This window comes from Streptomyces himastatinicus ATCC 53653 (assembly GCF_000158915.1).
In the GTDB taxonomy this organism is placed as follows: Bacteria; Actinomycetota; Actinomycetes; order Streptomycetales; family Streptomycetaceae; genus Streptomyces; species Streptomyces himastatinicus.
Map to the genome: position 1 here is coordinate 877,503 of NZ_GG657754.1, position 1,550 is coordinate 879,052.

Annotated in this window: 2 protein-coding genes; both read right to left on the bottom strand. The window is 73.7% G+C overall.

The features are described from left to right. Positions 1-486, bottom strand: a 486-nt coding sequence (locus SSOG_RS53190; protein WP_039936428.1) for a hypothetical protein, incomplete at its 3' end; no start/stop codon positions are given. Next, the gene (locus SSOG_RS03040) at positions 483-1,166 is read right to left on the bottom strand and encodes a phosphorylase family protein (RefSeq protein WP_063631534.1); all 684 of its coding nucleotides are present in this window, start codon (positions 1,164-1,166) and stop codon (positions 483-485) included. The genes SSOG_RS53190 and SSOG_RS03040, both read right to left, overlap by 4 nt. Between the last annotated feature and the right edge of the window lie 384 nt (positions 1,167-1,550).

The following is a 1,550-nucleotide window of genomic DNA, read 5'->3' on the forward strand; positions in this document are numbered from 1 at the left end:
GTACTCCCATCCGCGGGTGCGCGCCAGGGTCTGATCCGGGTCCACCCCGACGACGGTCCCGCTGCCGAACCGGCGGTCGAGGCGGGCGGGTGAGCAGAACAGCAGGCCGTCCAGGCCGGTGAAGAATTCCGGGCCGGTTGGTGTCGGGGCCGCGATGGCATCGTCGGCTTCGGCGATCTCCGCTCCGGGCGGCGGCGTGGTCTCCACCAGGCGGCGGCCCTGCGGGGAGTCCAGCAGCCAGACCCGCACCGGTTCCGGGACAGCCGCGCAGGCACCGAGATCGACCCCGGCCGCCACGAGGATGGCGCGGAACTCCGGTACGGACGTGGGGAGTTCGCACCGCAGCCGCACCCGGGTACCGGGCACGAGCCGCGCCCCGAGGGCGGCGTAGAGGCCGGGGCCGCCCGGGCAGTCGTAGTGTGCCGGGTGTCCGGCCCGCACGATGTGGTCGACCGATACGCCGCCGATCACACCGGTCAGGGTCACCGGGTCTCCTCGGGCGTGTCGTACCGCGGCAGCCACATGGGCAGCCCTTCCGCCTCCGCCGCGCGGTCGAGCCGGTGCAGCAGCGCGGTTCCGTCCAGGGCGACGTCGATGGCGGCGATGTGCCCGGCGCCGGTTTCGAAGGGCGCGCCGGTGCTGATGTTGTCGGCGACGGAGCAGATCGCGCCGCCGCGGCGGCCGAAGAGCCGGGCGAGCGTCACGATCGCGGCGGACTCGCGGTCGCCCGCGAGGACTCCGGCCCGGGCCCAGTCGTCGACGAGGGTGGTGTGCCAGGACTGGAGGTAGCCGCCGACACCGGGGCGGCCCCCGGCCACGAAGTCGCTGTCGGTGGAGCGGATCGTGCCGACGTGGTACGGCGCGCCGCTGTCGTGGGCGGCCCGGGCGAGGGCGAGCACGACGAGCGGGTCGGCGGCGGCAGGCCAGGACGGCGGTACGTACGCGGCCGTCATGCCCTCGTCGCGTACGACGCCGGAGGCGATCACGAGGTCGCCGGGCCGGACCCGGGGGTGCATGCCACCGGAGCCGCCGACCCGCAGATAGGTGGTCGCCCCGGTGTTCTCCATGAGTTCGTGCAGGACGAGTTCGGCCTCGGGCGAGCCGGAACCGCCGGAGACCACGCTGACGGACGCGCCGCGGTACCCACCGCCCCAGGTGCTGAACATGCCGGCCGCCCGATCAGCCGCGGGGCGTCGAGCTTCGCCGCGATCTGTTCGGCCGGGTCCTGGTCGTAGCCGCACAGCGGGTCGCGGACGGTGAGGATGACGTACTCGCCGACCTCGGCCCGATCGACCCGGGTGAGCGCGGGCGCCCCGCCGGTGTACAGGCCGCGCAGCGGCACATGCGCGGCATGACCGTAATCCTGGAGGATCCCGCGGTGCAGCGGGTCGAGGCGAGACAGGTCGTCGGGCGGCGGGGCGGGCATCGCTACCGTCCCACGATCTGCACGTGGAACTGCCGGTTGCGGGGTCCGTTGTGCTCCATGAAGTACACCTTCTGCGAGTGGCCGCGTAGATGCGCCGTCGGTGACGATGAGCGACAACGACGTC

Coding starts and splice junctions, on each gene's coding strand:
- SSOG_RS03040 (WP_063631534.1), bottom strand. CDS start 1,166: ATGTTCAGCACCTGGGGCGGTGGGTACCGCGGCGCGTCCGTCAGCGTG.